Annotated in this window: 14 protein-coding genes; 5 read left to right on the top strand and 9 right to left on the bottom strand. The window is 44.3% G+C overall.

The genetic code is table 11. The annotated features are described in order from the left end of the window. Window positions 1–78 precede the first annotated feature (78 nt). The 3 genes from QUB56_RS17325 to QUB56_RS17315 all read right to left on the bottom strand — a co-directional run bounded on the left by QUB56_RS17325 (window position 79) and on the right by QUB56_RS17315 (window position 4,412). Window positions 79–1,062 (bottom strand): GntR family transcriptional regulator, encoded by a 984-nt coding sequence (locus QUB56_RS17325; RefSeq protein ID WP_332956766.1) that lies wholly within the window; start codon window positions 1,060–1,062, stop codon window positions 79–81. 210 nt (window positions 1,063–1,272) lie between these two features. Next, a complete protein-coding gene (locus tag QUB56_RS17320) occupies window positions 1,273–2,835 on the bottom strand; it encodes an adenylate/guanylate cyclase domain-containing protein (RefSeq protein WP_445243364.1) in 1,563 nt (520 codons plus the stop codon). 188 nt (window positions 2,836–3,023) lie between these two features. Further along, the gene (locus QUB56_RS17315; protein WP_332956764.1) at window positions 3,024–4,412 is read right to left on the bottom strand and encodes an aminopeptidase P family protein; all 1,389 of its coding nucleotides are present in this window, start codon (window positions 4,410–4,412) and stop codon (window positions 3,024–3,026) included. A gap of 488 nt (window positions 4,413–4,900) precedes the next feature. Here QUB56_RS17315 and QUB56_RS17310 point away from each other — a divergent pair, with 488 nt between their 5' ends. Next, window positions 4,901–5,344 carry a DUF4332 domain-containing protein gene (locus QUB56_RS17310; protein ID WP_332956762.1) on the top strand — a complete coding sequence of 148 codons (444 nt, stop codon included), beginning with the start codon at window positions 4,901–4,903 and terminating at the stop codon, window positions 5,342–5,344. A gap of 276 nt (window positions 5,345–5,620) precedes the next feature. Beyond that, entirely contained in the window at window positions 5,621–5,971 is a 351-nt protein-coding gene (locus QUB56_RS17305; RefSeq protein ID WP_332956761.1) for a Spx/MgsR family RNA polymerase-binding regulatory protein, read from the top strand. Between the two features lie 11 nt (window positions 5,972–5,982). Here the strand turns inward: QUB56_RS17305 and QUB56_RS17300 are convergent, their stop codons facing one another. The 4 genes from QUB56_RS17300 to QUB56_RS17285 all read right to left on the bottom strand — a co-directional run bounded on the left by QUB56_RS17300 (window position 5,983) and on the right by QUB56_RS17285 (window position 11,008). Further along, complete coding sequence (locus QUB56_RS17300; protein WP_332956760.1) at window positions 5,983–6,411, bottom strand: GNAT family N-acetyltransferase; 429 nt, start codon at window positions 6,409–6,411, stop codon at window positions 5,983–5,985. Beyond that, complete coding sequence (locus QUB56_RS17295) at window positions 6,401–8,011, bottom strand: cyclic peptide export ABC transporter (RefSeq protein ID WP_332956759.1); 1,611 nt, start codon at window positions 8,009–8,011, stop codon at window positions 6,401–6,403. The genes QUB56_RS17300 and QUB56_RS17295 overlap by 11 nt, the downstream gene beginning before the upstream one ends. A 100-nt stretch (window positions 8,012–8,111) precedes the next feature. Beyond that, window positions 8,112–9,170 (bottom strand): Uma2 family endonuclease, encoded by a 1,059-nt coding sequence (locus QUB56_RS17290; protein ID WP_332956758.1) that lies wholly within the window; start codon window positions 9,168–9,170, stop codon window positions 8,112–8,114. Window positions 9,171–9,436: 266 nt separating this feature from the next. Then, a complete protein-coding gene (locus QUB56_RS17285; protein WP_332956767.1) occupies window positions 9,437–11,008 on the bottom strand; it encodes an NAD(P)H-quinone oxidoreductase subunit N in 1,572 nt (523 codons plus the stop codon). Window positions 11,009–11,277: 269 nt separating this feature from the next. Between QUB56_RS17285 and QUB56_RS17280 the strand changes: the two genes are divergently transcribed. The 3 genes from QUB56_RS17280 to QUB56_RS17270 all read left to right on the top strand — a co-directional run bounded on the left by QUB56_RS17280 (window position 11,278) and on the right by QUB56_RS17270 (window position 13,973). After that, window positions 11,278–11,982, top strand: coding sequence for a methyltransferase domain-containing protein (locus QUB56_RS17280; RefSeq protein ID WP_332956757.1), 705 nt, complete (start codon window positions 11,278–11,280; stop codon window positions 11,980–11,982). A gap of 284 nt (window positions 11,983–12,266) precedes the next feature. Further along, complete coding sequence (locus tag QUB56_RS17275; protein ID WP_332956756.1) at window positions 12,267–13,106, top strand: hypothetical protein; 840 nt, start codon at window positions 12,267–12,269, stop codon at window positions 13,104–13,106. 384 nt (window positions 13,107–13,490) lie between these two features. Next, window positions 13,491–13,973, top strand: a complete 483-nt coding sequence (locus QUB56_RS17270; RefSeq protein ID WP_332956754.1) for a helix-turn-helix domain-containing protein — start codon at window positions 13,491–13,493, stop codon at window positions 13,971–13,973. Between the two features lie 539 nt (window positions 13,974–14,512). Here the strand turns inward: QUB56_RS17270 and QUB56_RS17265 are convergent. Then, the gene (locus QUB56_RS17265; RefSeq protein ID WP_332956753.1) at window positions 14,513–15,658 is read right to left on the bottom strand and encodes a hypothetical protein; all 1,146 of its coding nucleotides are present in this window, start codon (window positions 15,656–15,658) and stop codon (window positions 14,513–14,515) included. Window positions 15,659–15,796: 138 nt separating this feature from the next. After that, entirely contained in the window at window positions 15,797–16,468 is a 672-nt protein-coding gene (locus QUB56_RS17260) for a VOC family protein (RefSeq protein WP_332956752.1), read from the bottom strand. Between the last annotated feature and the right edge of the window lie 279 nt (window positions 16,469–16,747).

The following is a 16,747-nucleotide window of genomic DNA, read 5'->3' as shown; positions in this document are numbered from 1 at the left end:
TTCCTTCTTCCTTCTTCCTTCTTCCTTCTTCCTTCTTCCTTCTTCCTTCTTCCTTCTTCCTTCTTCCTTCTTCCTTCGTCATCCCAAGCCCAACTCGCGCTTGAGCAAATTAATCGACTTAGAGCCGATGTAATTTTCGCAGCATACCAGTTGCGGCGGACGAATAATATCTTCTCGGGCCGCGTTAATGGCAGCTTTTACTGTAGCAAAACTCGGTTGGTCGCAGAAAATTGTTCTGGCCGATCGCACGATCGAGTTAATCTTGTTCTCATCTGACAGCAAGGCCGTCATCACCAGCAAATCCTCTCCCCGGATGCTGTGGATGATAACTTGGGTCGATCGCAGCATTCCCGAACTCAGGCTGACAAGACCCAAATAACTGTCTTTCGGCAAACCCCCAACTAGCTGGATTTCCTGGCGGTAGTCGTAGATGTCTACGGGAATAACTCGCACCGAACGCGGTGCCGAAATCGATTCTGCTTCTCCGATAAAATATCGGCTGGTGATCACAGTTCCCGAAGAGATTTGGTCCAAAAAAGTACCTAGCTGTTCCATAGGCACTAACTGTATGGGAATGCGGAGAGCTTGTTCGAGTTCTTTCGCCATCAGCTCGCCCACGCCGATGTCTTCTGTGGGGGCTGTGACGACCACTCGGGCGCTGCACCTGAGCCGCCAGTCAATTTCGGCCAAAAATAATTCCCTCGCTTGGTTGAGCGTACAGCCCTGTCCCAGCAATTGATCTATACTTTCTTGGACTATTTTGTTGGCAAGGGGATATTCTTCGTGGGTCGGGGATTTGGGTTTGCCGCCGCCTTCGTTGCCTTGAATGCGGACGTAAATGCCCGATCCTGGTAGGGCTTCTACCAGTCGGATATTTTCGAGCTGTCGGTATACTTTGCTGATGGTGTTGCGGTGCAAACCCGTCTGCATGGCTAGCTGTCTGGTGCTGGGCAAGCGGTGCCCGGGCGGAAATTGTCGCGAGGCGATCGCAAACCTGATTTGATTGAATAGTTGGGTGGATGCTGGAATTTCGCTATCTGTTTGAATATGAAATTGAACCATTATTAAAGGCTCCTAGGACTTCAACTTAGTATTTTTATAACGTCGAGTACCCCGCATAGGATTGCTCGGATATCTCTGTATATAGCATAATCTTATTTGGCTGGTCTGTGGCAGCCGTTATGCCGAGCGGGCGATCGCCTCTTCGAGGCGATCGAGCGCAGCCTCCGGAATTTCCCCCAACAATCAGGTAGATTCAAGTCTTAGTTTTATTTACTCTCCGATTTTGACATCGCTTGCTGTTTTTGGGCCCGTCAGGAAATAAGTCCGCATTTCCCCTTGACCTTTAATATCGATCAAGCCGCGCTCTTCAAATTCATATTTATCCCGCAGCAACTCATAAGTATAGAAGCTAACTTGAATGCGACCTGGTACACCGTGAGATTCCATGCGGCTGGCTGTATTCACGGCATTTCCCCACAAATCGTAAATGAATTTTTTAGTGCCGATTACCCCTGCTACCACCGGGCCGCTATTAATTCCGATCCGGAGGTCAAAAGTCGCCTCTAGCTTTACATTTAATTCGTCAATTGCTACTAGCATATCCAGCGCCATTTCGGCGCTCGCTTCTGCGTGGTCTGGGCGTGCAATGGGAATACCGCCTGCTACCATGTAAGCGTCCCCGATCGTCTTAATTTTTTCTAAGCCGTGCTTCTCAGTCAGTTCGTCAAAAGTTGAGAAAATTTCATTCAGCAAGTATACTAATTTAGTGGCAGGCATGGTGGTAGAAATTTGGGTAAAATTCACCAAGTCAGCAAAAAGAATTGTTGCTCTTTCAAACTTGTCTGCAATTACCCCCGGTTCCTCCTTCAACCTTTCGGCTATCGGTTCTGGCAAAAGATTTAGCAGTAAATTTTCAGTTTTATTCCGTTCTTTCCTGAGTGCCGATTCCATTTTTTTACGCTTGGTGATGTCGTGAAAAAACACGGAAATGCCGTCGCGACCCGGAAAAACCCGGACTTCCCACCACACTTTTAAGGGACGATAATATTTTTCAAAAATTACTCCAACTTGTTTCGCTACAGCTTTATGATACTGGTCGTAAAATACGGAATTTACTAAGTCGGGAAACTCTTCCCAAAAATTTTTACCAAAAAGTTCTTCCGGCGATCGCTGCAAAAATTGCGCTGCTTTGTAATTGACGTAACTAAATCGCCACTGGGTGTCTAAAGCAAAAAAAGCATCGCTCATTCCTTCTAAAAAATTGACAATTTGCTCGTCACTTGAACGCAGCTTTGCTTCTACTTGTTTGTTCTTGATCAGTGCGCGCTTTAATTTAGTCAGATTTATTCGCAACTCCATTTGGTTGATAATTTGCCTTCCTAAAGTCCGCAGCGCTTCTAGCTGTTCTGGGGTGAGATTGCGAGGAACTGTATCTATCGCGCACAAAGTGCCGATCGGGAAACCGTCAGGAGTTACTAGCGGCGCTCCAGCATAAAACCGAATTTTTGGCCCGGAAGTTACTAGCGGATTCCCCGCAAAGCGATCGTCTTCTAAAGCATTTGGTACAACTAGCAATTCGTTGGGATTTAAAATAGCGTGGGCGCAAAAAGCTGACTCTCTCGGAGTTTCTGGCGCTTCCACACCAATTTTTGATTTAAACCACTGTCGGTTAGCATCTACTAAGCTTACTAAAGCAATAGGAGTTCCGCAAATATAAGAAGCTAAAGCTGTGAGGTCATCAAAAGCTTCTTCGGCCTCTGTATCGAGAACATTGTAGCGGTAAAGTGCTTTTAGCCTCTCTTCTTCATTGCTGGGAAAAGGTGCAGCTTGCATCGGGGGCGGCGGCGAGGATACACGCTTGCGAAAAGTGCGCGCCAGTATCTGTGCTGCGAATTTTTGGACTTGGGCGGCAAGTTTTTCAACTAGCATCAAAAGGCTTATTTGCCAACCTTTATTCATATTTTTTTATTTTTGCTCACACTTAATTGAGCTGGGGGCGATCTCTCTAATTCCATCGATGCTTATGCACTTACCGCAACTAACTCTTCAATATCCAGAGCTTTTGTTGGCAATTTCCCTGTTAATACTTCTCTCCCCTCATCCCTAACAAGTATATCATCTTCTATGCGTATTCCCCGGACATCGGCGAATTTTTCCAACTCGTCCCACTTAACAATATTTTTATATTTGGCGCGATTTTCAGAATTATTCAAAATTGCCGGAACTTGATAAAATCCCGGTTCGATCGATACCAGCATTCCCGGATGCAAAACTCGATTCAGCCGCAAAAAACCCAACCCAAACCGGCTGCTTCTCGTTCTGCCTTCTTGATAGCCAGCCAAATCTCCTAAATCTTCCATATCGTGAACATCCAAACCGATTAAATGTCCGATGCCGTGCACAAAAAACAGCGCGTGAGCGTCCATTTCTACCAAGTCGTCAACATTGCCCCGCAATATACCTAAATCGACCAATCCTGCCGCCATAACTCGAGCAGCTAACAGGTGAATGTCTTGATATTCCACCCCCGGACTAATGGAATCAATACAAGCATCGTGCGCTGCCAAAACCACATCATAAATCGCTCTTTGAGTTGGAGAAAACTTGCCAGAAACCGGCCAAGTGCGAGTCACATCAGCCGCCCATCCCGTTGATGTTTCTGCACCGACATCGGCTAACAGCAAATCTCCTGTTTGTAGGGGATTGTGATAATGTTCGCTGTGCAGGACTTCCCCGTGGACAGTCACAATACTGGGATAGGCATAGGTCATATTTTCCGAAATGATGACACTTTCCATTGCAGCGCGCACCCCTGCTTCAATTTGAGCTTTTCCAGTTGCCGCCATTCCCGCTTTGTGAGCTTCTATGGTGACAGCCGCAGCTTGACGCAATTCGGCCAAACTGGCTGCATCGTGGCTCAGGCGCAGAGATATGATTGCCTTGGTTAATTCTAGGTCAATTCCCGTTGGCGACTTGGGCGGCGTCAGAGGGCGATCGAGAATTTGAGACTGTTGCAACTGAGTCAAAGAATCCTGAAGGGCGATAGTTGCTGCATTAATCGAGCGCGATTTCAATTGGGCCATTGGGAAAGCAGCCTCAGCCCCAATTAGTTCGGCAATGTCTGCTCTTTTCGGCATTTCTCCGTGCCAAAGAGTGCTGCTAGCAGGTGCGTCATCTAAGAACAGTTCTAATTTGCCAGCTTCTAAGCGAATGGCAGCATTTTCTAAGGGCAAACCAGCAAAATATAGAAAGTGACTGCTGGCGCGAAAAGGAAAAGTCAGAGCCGGATAGTTGCGAGGAATGCGGAGGCCAGACCAGAGAATTGTCGGAAAATTAATTAAAGTGGCCAGTTTTTGTCGCCGTTGGTATAAAACTTGTGCTAAAAACTTATCACTTTGTGTAATTTTCATGGGTAAAAATCGATTATCTTGAGTTTGGTTGACAGTAAGCAGCGAGTCCTTTCATTCTCGTCATTAAAGCACTAAAGTCCTGACGGCAAACTTGGGAGTCATTTTTGGGAAAAAGTCTCATATTTATTTTATTCTTTGCTCTTATCTGTTGGGTTGCCTTTTTGATCATCTTTGTCGTCATCGGCTGCATGATTTTTTGCAGCAATAACACGGCCCGACTGCTAGGACAAAAAGGCTGAAAGTGCGACGGCGGCGGCAATTAAGCTGTTAGTCATTTAAATTTATTGCCTCAACCCCTTGCAGTATGGGGTCTGGCCCACAAATAGTGCAGTTTGAATGTCGAACAGCTTAGCCGGGCCGGCGGCTACAAGCGCGATCGGCAAAATTTGTTGGTCTGGTTTTTGTTAAATTCGTGAGCTGAGCGATCGCCTCTCTTGACTGTTTGATATTTTAGACTTTAAAGTATAAGTAAAATTACAGACACAAACATGAAAACTTCTCACAAAGCTCCTCAAACTTCCGTGCAAGTACGCGACTGGCCGATAGCACACTTACCGGGATTAAGCAAGGACAACCAAACTCAACTAGAAGAGTGCAGCATCACCACAACCGAACAACTAATTCGCATGACCAAAACACCGGCTGCGAAAGCGTTACTAGCGCATCAATTACAGGTTAACATTCAAGATGTTAATAAATGGGTAGCGATGGCAAAATTGGCGCGAATTCCGAGTGTAGGCTGTCAATATTGCGGGCTGTTACTTCACGCCGGGGTTCCTTCTGCGGATCAATTAGCTCAAATGCCCGTAGAGAGATTGCACGAACAAATCTTAAAACTGCACGTAGCGACAATGCAGCGCAATGACTTGACTCCTTCGGTCGATCGCGTGCAAAAATGGATTCAACAAGCTAGATTAGTCAGGAGTGATTAGTCATTAGTCATTAGTCATTAGTTAGTAGTCAGTTGTCAGCTGTTAGTTGTTATTAGCAAACAGTCAACAGTCAACAGTCAACAGTCAACAATCAACAATCATTGCAATGACTTGACTCCTTCGGTCGATCGCGTGCAAAAATGGATTCAACAAGCTAGATTAGTCAGGAGTGATTAGTCATTAGTCATTAGTCATTAGTTAGTAGTCAGTTGTCAGCTGTTAGTTGTTATTAGCAAACAGTCAACAGTCAACAGTCAACAGTCAACAATCATTATTATGTCAATTCAAGTTTACGGAATCCCGAACTGCGGCACCTGCAAAAAAGCCTTCCGGTGGCTCCAAGATAGCGCTGTTACTTACGAGTTCATTAACACAAAAGAACAGCCGCCGACTCGGGAAACAATCCAAAGCTGGGTAGCTGCTTTGGGTTTTCAACCCATGCGAAATACTTCCGGTCAATCTTACCGCGCTTTGGGCGAGTCCAAGAATAATTGGACTAGCGAAGAGTGGGTAGAGGCTTTTGCAAAGGATGCGATGCTGCTGAAACGTCCTCTTTTCGTTAAAGATGGAACGGCTGTTTTAGTAGGTTTCAAAGAAGACGCAATTAGAGAAAGATTGGGGCTTTGAACAAACTGAGTTCAGCCTGTGGTTCGGCGCAAAAACTTAATTTCGCCCACGTCATCCGAGAAACCCCAACGCTCGTAAAACGGCATCATGTTCGGCAAACAATTAAGATAAAAATGCTCGACAGTTTGCAATTTGGGATGATTTAAAACTGCATCCATCAACTTGGCACCCAGTCCCATTTTTCTGTGTGTCGGCTTGATAATGACATCAAAAATCATCGCTCTGTAGACAAAATCGGTGAGGACGCGGGTAAAGCCAATTAGTCGATCCCTCTCATCGACCAAACCAATGATAACATCAGTAGAAGCCAGCATTTTCACAACATCCTCCCGCGTCCGCTTGTCGCTCCAAAACTCGTTTTTGTATAAATCCATCAAGTCGGAAACCTGGCTTTCGGTCAAAGTTTCGACAATTCGGTACTTATCCATTTTATCGGTCATACTCAACTTTACCGTAATCTAGTTTAATTGCGCGATCGGCTAAATCAAAATAGCGGTCATCGTGACTGATCACAAAAACCGTTTTCCCCCGCCGCTTCAACTCCGGTAGCAACTGCTTGTAAAAAATATCCCGGAAAAACGGGTCTTGATCAGAAGCCCATTCATCAAACAAATAAATCGGTCTATCTTCCAAATACGCCGTCAGCAAAGCCAGCCGCTTTCGCTGTCCCTGAGACAAAGCCGTAGTTGACAAAACTCCATCTTTCACCTGAACCTTATTTTCCAAATGAAACTCTCGCAAATATTCAGCAGCCTGCTTGTCCAAATCGTGATTAGTCATCCCCAAAAGCCTTTCAAACAGATAAAAATCCGAATAAATCGCCGAAAAATGCTGCCTGTACCACTCTCGATTTTCCTCAGTAATTGGCTGGCCATCTAGGAGAATTTTTCCGGATTCAGGAATATACAAACCAGTGATTAACTTAGCTAAAGTAGACTTTCCGCTACCATTCCCGCCAATTATAAACACCAACTGGCCCGGATGAAACTTCAAATTCAGCTCGCCCAAAATAAAATTGCTGTCTTCTTTTTCTCCCGGATAGCTGTGAATTACTCGATTTAACTCCAGCGTCTCCCACTGAGCCGTATCAGGCAGTTTAACCGTTGAATTTATCTCAGCTTGACTAGCCAAAGCCAAGCCCATTCTCTGTATCTTTTCCACAGAAGTATTAGCACGAAAAAGCGCGGGCAACCTTTGCAAAATATTGTTAAACGGAGACATCAAATAGGTACTTGTCAGAATGTAAGCTGACAAAACCGGAGTAGAAACCGACACAAATTTGGGTACAACAAATAACAACAAACCCATCAGCATAAAAAACAGCAACTGTCCAACTCCCATCGCAACTGCGCCAGTATTCAAAGCAGTCACGTTATAATCGCGGGAAGCATCAGCACTCACCTGCAATTCTTCCGTAAAAAACTCTTGGCGGCGCAAGGAATGCAGTTTTAGTTCCTTAATTCCCTCAGTAATACTGCGAAAATGCTTAAACAATATATCTTGTTCTTCTCTGGCTAAATCGAAGAATTTCCGCATTTTATTGAGCAACAACTGCACCGTGCCAATCGTCAGCACCATAAAACAAAATACAACAACAAAAACCGTCCCAGAAATCGTGCTTAAATAAGTTAAGCAGCCGATAACAACGGCGATATCAACACAGAGAAAAGGAATCAAAAATATAGTATTAGAAAGCGTTCCCACATCATCAGTCAGAGTTGCCAGCAAGCGGTTAGCGCCCAACTCTTCCAAATTCCGCAAAGGAGTAGACAAAATGCCACGGCTCAAACTCAGCCGCAGATTGTAAACCGCTTCTTGAGAAAGGTAGATTAACAAAAATTGCGATATGACTCCGGCGACGAGAGCTAAAACTGCTAACCCGGCAAAATACCAGACTAAATTCTGATTGGAATTGTCGCTGATTGCCCGATTAATTAGGGAAATTAATATAGCGCTGCAACCGCCGCTGATTAAGCCTGTGAGTATGGCGATAGAAACATTTAACCAAGAAGCCTTTAACAGTAACCAAATTACATTCATCGTTTACCTCTATAATAATTCTTATCTGCTTTCAAGAACAGGCAAGATGCCTGTTCCACAAACAGTTAATTTTCTTGTGGAACAGGCATCTTGCCTGTTCCTAAATAGGTACTTGACTATGTTGCAACAGCTCAAATACAACCAACTCATAAATATCACTCATCGACATTTGCACTCCCAAGGAAACGAAAGAAACTATTGCTGATTCTCCCTCATATTCCCGAAACAACCACTCCTTCGATTCAGTTTTAATATATTGTGTGACCAAAAATTCGTATGGGCTGACTAACACATATTCCCGGAATTCAGGAATCGAGCGATAAAACTGAAACTTATCCTCTCTATTCAAATCCTCGCTCGACTTAGAAAGCACTTCTACAATCAACAAGGGATTTAGTATTTCATCATTCCGTCCTTCCGTGAAAACTGGCTCTCCTTCAATCACCATAATATCGGGATAAGTTCCCCGTCGATATCGAGGAATCCACAATCGCAAACCGCTGATAAATACTTTTGCATTTTTCCCCCGCAAAGCAGTATGCAAACCAGCACAGATATTGCCTTTAATCTGGCTGCGATTAATCGTGCTGCCTGCAATTGGTACAATTTCTCCATCGCGGTATTCATTTATAAACTCGGCAGTTTCCTCTAACTTTCGATACTCATCTGGAACGTAAAACTTGTTGGGCTGATTTTTTACTAGCATTTTTGCCTCATGCAGCACCGAAAAATTCACCGAATTAGCAATAAAACAAACATGATGTGCGTTGTCGTGGAAACTACGGGCTTTTTCCAAATCGTCACCAGCTTCGATTGTTACCAGCGGATGCAAAATTACCTCGGTAAACCGAATTTTTCCATTCTTTTGTGCCATCTTGCCCGTCGCTGCATCCGAATAAGAGACTACCCGAATCCCAGCACGAGCGCACAAAGCAAGATAGCTCAACATATGACAAGCTGACAGTGCCATCAACAACAAATCTTCGGGATTGTACAGAGAAGCATCGCCCCGAAAAGTCGGGTCTGCCGAACCCACAAATGGCGGCTTACCCTCAATATTTATGGCATACTCACGAGAATAAGCGTCGTAAGATGAAGTAGAACCTTGACTGGCACCAGTCCAAACAGTGTTGATGCGGTATACGTGTTCTTTAGTCATTCTCAATTACCCACTTTTATCTGCGTTAATCAGCGTTAATCTGCGCTTAAAAATCATAATTAACAGTATCAGGAGTTACGCAAGTGTCATAATTAGTAAGGTGCGTCAGAGCGTAAACTCTTGATTGCCCGTTGATAATGAAAGCCTGACGCACCCTACAAGTCGATAGTCACCAGTTGGCATTAGTCCTAAGTATATCACAACAAAAAAGAAACGCCCAACTTCAAAAAGTCAGGCGTTTTCCACTATTTCAAAACCCGAAAAAATTAATCCCGGCGAGACACTAAATTAGATTCTACTTTCGCCGCAGAAATCGGTACAACGTGACTCAATGCTGACTGCAACATGGGAGTTTTGGTAACAGAATCGTTTGCTAAATTAAACAAAGGATTAGACAAAATTCCCGCCAAACTGGTCGCAACTAACGTGAGTACAACGCTGACCTGCAAAGGCCGCATTCCCTGAAGGTTCCAGCGAACTTCGGGATAATTTTTCACCGCGTCTGACATCTCTTGAGGTTCCTTCACTACCATCATCTTGACAACGCGGATGTAATAGTAAATCGAAACCACAGTGGTAATTAATCCGAGGATAACTAAGCCGTAAAGCCCAGCTTGCCAGCCTGCCCAGAACAGATAAATTTTGCCAAAAAATCCAGCCAGGGGCGGAATTCCGCCGAGAGAAAGCAGGCAAATACTCAAGGTTAAAGTTAGCAGCGGGTCTTTTTGATACAACCCCGAGTATTCGCTAATTTGGTCGGTTCCAGTCCGCAGGGAGAACAGAATGATACAGGCGAAAGCGCCCAAGTTCATAAACAGGTAAACCAACAGATAAAATATCATGCTGGAGTAACCGGCTTCTGTGCCTGCAACCAAACCAATCATTACAAAACCGGCTTGACCGATCGACGAATAAGCCAAAAGCCGCTTCATGCTAGTCTGGGCGAGGGCAACCACATTTCCCAACACCATGCTGAGAATGGCTAAGGCTGTGAATACGAAGTGCCACTGTTCGGTAAGTGCGGGGAAAGCACTTATTAACAAGCGGATTGCTAGGGCAAAACCGGCTGCTTTGGAACCGACAGAAAGGAAGGCAACAACGGGTGTAGGAGAACCTTCGTAAACGTCAGGAGTCCATTGGTGGAAGGGAACCGCAGAGATTTTGAAGGCGATGCCGGCGATCGCAAAAACCAAAGCAATCACCAAACCGAGAGATTGACCTTCATTCACAGTAGAAAGGTTAGCCGCGATCGCACTCAGCTTAGTTTGGCCGCCAGACAACCCGTACAGCAGCGAAAGCCCGTAGAGAAACACTGCCGAAGAAGACGACCCAATTAACAAATATTTCAAAGCAGCTTCATTGGAACGCGGGTCGCGTTTTGTGTAACCCGTCAGCAAATAAGACGAGATACTCAGAGTTTCCAACGAAATAAAAATCATCACCAATTCATCAGCGCCGCTGAGGAACATTCCCCCCAAAGTAGCGGTAAGCAAAATGCCGATAAATTCCGCTAAAGCAGTACCCGTTTGCAGTACATAGCGGACGGATATCAAAATAGTGACAGCCGTAGTCAAAGCGATAATTGCCCGAAACACTAAACTCAAGGCATCGCTGTTAAAACCGCCCAGAAACGAGATGGTATCCGTGTTATCCCACTGCAAAAACAAAGCAGCGACGGCGGCCAGCAAACCCGCAACGGCAACGTAGGGAGTCCAACCCGAGGAACTGCGGCCTACGATTAAATCGCCGACGAGAACCACCAAGAGGGTGAAGATGACAATTCCCTCGGGCAAGATAGTTCCAGCATTTAGCTGGGCGGCAAGAGTAGCAAAATCCATATTTTCACGCAGGTTGGGTAGTACAAGCCGAAAAGGCTGTAAAGGGCTGTGAACTTGTAAAAATTCTTTACCAAACACAGATTGTAGCGGATTACAGGTTCGCGATCCCAGTTGGGCGGGTGTTTGTTGCCGGGGATTTGATACTCGGTAGCGGTGTTGCATACATTTGCGGGCATTGTAGAGATTGCCGCCTGATGTCACCTGGGACGAGAGTCGCGATCGACCATAACTGCCACAATGTAGAAAGTTAAACCAGCAATTCGGCATGAGTGACTCGCTTGCGTGCCTACAAACAGCAGATTCTCAATGACTTCAACAACCGCCCCGACTACGAGAATGAATTTCACAAACAGGCTGCAACTCGGTTAGTAGAATTGGCAAACCTGCGATGGAGCCAGCTTGTCCTAGATATCGCCACCGGAACAGGTTTGGCGGCGATTGCGGCGGCGGAGGCTGTTGGTTCTGCAGGCAGTGTTTTGGGAACTGATTTTGCTGCAGGAATGTTGCGGCAAGCTCAGCAAAAAGTTGCCGATTTAGCATTGACAAATATCCAGTTTGAGGAAGCAGACGCAGATGACCAACAATTTGAGGAAAGCCAATTTGATGCAATTTTGTGTTCCAGTGCGATCGTCTATCTGACAGATATTCCAAAAGCCCTCCGTCAATGGCACAATGCTCTGAAAGCAGGCGGAGTGGTCGCCTTTTCCTGTCTTGCAGAAAACTCTCCAACTTCGTCTGTATTGTTTCGGGAAGTGGTGCAAAGATACGGCCTTACCGTTCCGAATCCCAACGAGTTACTGGGAACGCATGAGAAGTGTTGCCAAATGCTTCAATTAATTGGCTTTGAGGAGATTAAAATTACGAATGAGCAATTCGGCTTCTACTTGCAAGATCCAGAAGCTAGCTGGAATGCCAACGCAAAAAGCGCATTTGGACTTCAGGAAGTGCAATGGTCAATCGATTTTAGATTTTAGATTTTAGATTTTAGATTGACCCCACGGATAAATGCGGGGGCTTGAGGATTTTCGATTTTCGATTTTGGATTGATTCCACGGATAAATCACGTGGCGGGTACCATCAAGAAATTTTTGGCCAGAGCAGCAAGTGGAACAGTGCAAACAGGAGTATTTTGCCGAAGTGAATGCAGTCTCAAGTGAACAAGGCTTTTGGAACGATGTCACAATGTTTTTTGTAATTGCCTACAAATCTCATACACCAACTTTGTGTGAAATATCAAGCTAAGGAAAGAGGAAAAATTATGCCTGTAAGTAAACCGATCGTAGATAGTATTTGCGTCGAGGCTTCCTGTATTGGTAATCCTGGTGATGTGGAATACAGAGGCGTGCATACAGCAACCAGGGAAGTAATTTTCCACAAGCGTCCCATGTCAAATGGCACGAAGGAACTGGCAGATTTTTTAGCAATTGTTCATGCCCTAGCTCATCTCAACAATCAAGGTAAAAACATACCTATTTATTCCGCTTCGGAAACGGCTATTCTGTGGGTTAGAAGCAAGAATGTGTGGACAAAATTGGAACGAAATGAAAATAACGAAGAAATATTTAACTTAATTGAAAGGGCGTTAAAGTGGTTGCTCAATAAATATTATACCAATGCTGTCTTGAAGTGGGATGCTTCAAGTTGGGGCAAAATTCCTGCTAGTTTTGGTGGGGAACACCCGTTAATAAATCCGTGGCAACAGACAGTACAACAACTGAAAAAAAATGAAAGCAGCGTTGATTTAACAGTGTCTAGAAGCATTGAGCAACGAGTTAACATTGTTATTGATGGAAAAACTTATCCCGTCAAGGAGCAGTTGAATAAAGCCGGACTTAGTTGGAATGGTAAGGCATGGATAGGAGCTTTGCCCCTGGATAAGATTGAGAGATTGAAACAGTTATGCCGTCACTATGACCTCCAGTATACGATTAAAGGAGATGGATTCAAAGAGTCCAGACTTGCCAGAGGTGCTCGCCCCCTCCCGAGTTCCGAGATTGCGGCCGTCATGGGAGAAGGAAAGTTTCAATGGGAAATTGAAGAGACTTTGGATATTGAAGGTTTGCGGCACCGGCAACGCAGATCCAAGGAGCGAAGTTAGAAAAGGTGAAATCAGTTAAATATTGCGCCGATCGATCGCAGAGCGCGATCGTGAGTGCTGCTGATGCTGCTAGCGCTGCTGCCGATCGAATATGGTTCCAGATTGTCCAGTTGGCAAGGTAGCTAGCCCATAGTTTCGCGCCGTCAATCGATTTTAGATTTGAGATTTTAGATTTTAGATTGACCCCACGGATAAATGCTCTTTCTTGAGGATTTTCGAAAATCGATTTGGGATTGATTCCACGGATAAATCACGTGGCGGGTACCATTAAGAAATTCTTGGTCAGCGCTACTAGGCTCGACTTTTGCGAGTGCTTCGTTTAGTTAATCATATCATTTCCCCAAAAATATGCTACAATGACGCTGAGAGTTTGAGGAAGATTTTATGAAAGTCAACTACCAAGAAAGAATTGATTTAACAGCAGACGATTTAAAAATAATTCTGTCGCAGCAGCGAACTATACCTAATAGACAAAAAATTCAGGCACTTTATTGGTTAAAAACTGAAGCGAATCAAAGCCTTACAGATGTAGCTGAACGTTTAGGTGTACATAGAATTACTGTACATAGATGGTTAAAACAATATACTGCTGGCGGTCTGGCAGAACTGTTAAAAATACGGCAAGCAACTGGTAGACCCCGAGTAATTCCCTCAGCGGTAATAGCAAGAATATCAGAAAAATTAAGTGAAGACTCCTGTGAGTTTAAGACTTATAAAGAAATTGGTCAATGGGTTGAAGAGAACTATCAAGTCTCAGTCAAATATCAAACATTACACAAGCAAGTACACTATCGCATGAAAGCCAACTTAAAGGTACCAAAGCCTGTGAGTAAACAAAAAGCTCAGGAGGCAGGCATCGAGCTTTAAAACCGACTAAAAAAAAATACTCAAAGTAGCTTGCCCTTTAGAGTCTACAACCGCCCATACCGAAAAAAAAAAAATAAACTCAAATATTGGTGTCAAGATAAAACGAGAATTAATTGGCTTAAAAACGATTGAAAAAAACAAGATTACAGCTTTTGAAGTCAAACCAATAGGTAAAGTGAAAGGGAATTTTCAAGATAATTTATTATTTATATGGGCAGTTGCCCCACAAAACTGATAAATGCTATACATCAACAAATATCTAAGCCAAGACATCAAACTTGCAAATTTAGCTGCATTGCTAGGCATATGAGTAAATTTTATTTTAGTCATCTGTTCAAAGAGCCGTGGTAAAAAAAACAGAGCGATCGAACCTAGAAATTCCCGTATTGGTGCGGGTTCAACAGCCACAGCCATTTTAGTAAATATAGTTTCGGCAGTTTACGGGCATGACACCTACTGCTTGCAGAACTCATTAACCGGGATGTAAAAACGCGCTCGCTCTTGAATTTTTCAACTACATTTCAAACAATCTTTCTGGTTCAGGAGCGCCAGAAAAAACTTGTCATTACTATAGATTGACAGAGGAGAAAAGCTAAAGGAAATATCCAGCGAAACTTTCTCACCACCCCAACGGTAAATTCTGGCTTTTCGTGGTTGTTTAGCAAGAAATGCACGCTGACATTAGCCATAATCGACGAGAAGAAAAAGAGGTAACAGATAAATATGTATGCGTCCAGCATAGTCATGTAAGATAATCTAGGCAAAGAATTAGCAACGGTAAAGTTAAAAGTTATTGCCGTGAGGGTGCTGGTAATGCCTAAACTCATCTGAGTGGCAAAAGCCGTGTTCGCATTGATCCAAAAAGTCGCCCAAGAAATCAGCGTAATTAGCAGCAGGGGAATAAAGACCTTAAATATGTAAAATTGGTAATTGCGATGGAGTTTAATTTCAAATACGTATCGCGCATAGGTTTTATTCTCCTTGATAAATTTGTTGCCAGTGATGGGGGTGCTGATACCGAGAATTTTCCATTCGGATAAAGAAACGAAAGAATCTTCGCTGGATCCAGTCAGCGTTGGATTTTCTTTAAAAACTACACCTCGGTCATCAAAAGACAATGATTCCCAGACAATCTTCACAGTTTGCGAGTCAAAGGGAAACTTTCTCAAATCTAAGTCCGACGATACCGTCGCGTTAATGAGTTGTAGATAATTTACAGTCCCGTCGGGTTGCACGGTTAAGTCCTGCGCAACTGTTTTCGCGGCTGACGAAGCGTTGACAATTGTTAAATTTGGTTCCCATATTTTTTCGGGAGTGTAGCGAATTACTGTGTCGCCAACTGTTTTCGGGTCAAAGGCTAGGCGCGGATCTTGCCAAGTTGCGGCAAAATAGCCGCTGACATCGATAGTCTCATCTGATTGATTAATGCGACCGAGGTTGATGAGGTAGAAACCGAGGGAAACTTCAGTTGGCCCGTCGGTATTTGGAGGACTTTTGAAAGAAGGTTGGGAATTTTCTGGGCGTTGTGTGGCAGGATTTTTGGCTGCGGTTGTTGCGGTGGGTGTGGGGGAATTTCTGCGAGGATTTTGAGCGACGACTGGGGAATATATAAAAAGTGCGACGGTTAATGCTAAACTTACCAGCGCTGCGATGGATCGAGCTGCTAGTCGATTTTTTTTGTTCATCGGACGATACTCTTGGGACTAGAAGGGTTAAAGGGTTATTTTATAATTAAATTAACAGTCTCTACAAGGGCGCTCGTTCCAATATTTTGGTCGAAGATAAAATCGCTCTCAGGTATAGGAGTAGGTTGCCGATTCACGCTACCACCTGATAATCAGTGGCAATCCCGGTCGAAAATCTACCCGTTTCCCCTGCACTTCTCCATCAAAACCAAGCTCCACAAAATACTCGGTTCCGAGTCGTAACTTTATCTGATTTGTGTCGAGCACTGCTTGAAGTTCAGGTGAGGGATTATTGGCAGCAGGACTGACTAATTCTACACGAGTAATTTCCCGGAAACCAACACTATGCTCCAAAGGCTGTGACCTCTCACCAGAGTATTGATCGGGACGTTTACCAAAGGAAATTTGGAAAAGCATCGGCTCAGTCAACACATCACTATTTGTTGCCACCGCGATACTCATCGTTTCAGGTAAATAAGGTGGACGATATGCCCAACTAGAAAATGCAACTGTGTCCTCAGAACCTTTGGCTGGACGCAAACAGATGCCAAACGGACACGCACCATTATTCCGATTTGTCGATCGCTCCCAAAGACGAGTCCGATAAATTGGTTCAGACTTCGCCTCTTCTGGATCGTGAATCCATAACAATTCCAACATGGCGTTATGGAAAAAAAAACAGCGATTGGCTGTACCTTGTCCGTGATGAATGCGAGATGCACCCTCAACTAAACCGAATGAGGATAAACGATTAGCTTCGGAAGCACCAATATCAGTAAGGATGAAAAGATGGTCAAATTCAAATGTCATAGCATTGTTCAGAGAATCGATCGATCGCTCAAGTAATTTTAACCCCCTGTGATTGCTTTTTGTCCGATGACCCCGCTTATACTGCACAGCGTACTGTACCCGAGTCCCAAACCTCTACTCACTCAATCTTTCCCCATCTCAAATCTCAAATTTCCAATCTCAAATCCCTAGTCCCAAACCTCTACTCACTCAATCTTTCCCCATCTCAAATCTCAAATTTCAAATCTCAAATCCCTAGTCCCAAACCTCTACTCACTCAATCTTTCCCCATCTCAAATC

Source organism: Microcoleus sp. AR_TQ3_B6, from assembly GCF_036702785.1.
Taxonomy (GTDB): Bacteria; Cyanobacteriota; Cyanobacteriia; order Cyanobacteriales; family Microcoleaceae; genus Microcoleus.
The sequence above is the reverse complement of the archived record's forward strand: the minus strand, read 5'-3'. Positions and strand labels throughout refer to the sequence as shown.